Origin of the sequence: Streptomyces sp. 7-21, assembly GCF_016741785.1 — a bacterium.
Lineage (GTDB): Bacteria > Actinomycetota > Actinomycetes > Streptomycetales > Streptomycetaceae > Streptomyces.
Genome location: NZ_JAERRL010000041.1, coordinates 1 through 644, shown reverse-complemented (window position 1 = coordinate 644; position 644 = coordinate 1). Strand labels below are relative to the sequence as shown.

Below are 644 nucleotides of genomic sequence, written 5' to 3'. Positions count from 1 at the left end.
TCGAGGTAGAGCGCGCTGTTGAGCTGCTCCAGGTAGACGATGTCGGGCAGGTCGGGCTCCTGGAACCGCAGGATGGTCACGGGCCCGCCGGCCGCGGCCACGCCGCCGATGCGGAACGGCGCGATCTGGAGCGTGATGTTGGGCCGCTCGGCCATCGTCCGCAGATGGTCGAGCTGCTGCCGCATCGCCCGCGGGCCGCCGAGCGGGCGGCGCAGCGCGGCCTCGTCCACCACGGCCCACAGCTTCGGGGCGTGGGGCCGCTGAAGCAGCTCCTGGCGCCGCAGCCGGAGTTCCACGCGCCGGTCCACCTCCCGCTCGGTGGCGCGGGGGTGGCCCAGGCGGACGCAGGCGCGCGCATAGTCCGGGGTCTGGAGCAGGCCGGGCACGAACTGCACCTCGTAGGTGCGGATCAACGAGGCGGCGTCCTCCAGCCCGATGAGGGTCTCGAACCAGCTGGGCAGCACGTCGCTGTACTTGTGCCACCAGCCGGGGGTACTGGCCTGCCGGGCGAGCGCCAGGAACTGGCCGCGCTGCTCCTCGTCCGTGACGCCGTACAGCGTCAGCAGGTCGGCGACGTCCCGCTCCTTGGCGCCCACCCGGCCCAGCTCCAGGCGGCTTATCTTGGCGTGCGAGCCGCGGATGGC

1 protein-coding gene is annotated in these 644 nt (G+C 73.1%); it reads right to left on the bottom strand.

Annotated elements, in window-relative coordinates; all coding sequences use genetic code 11:
* Nucleotides 1-644: DUF5753 domain-containing protein (locus JK356_RS21485; RefSeq protein WP_201870347.1), on the bottom strand; the 644-nt coding region annotated here is incomplete at both ends.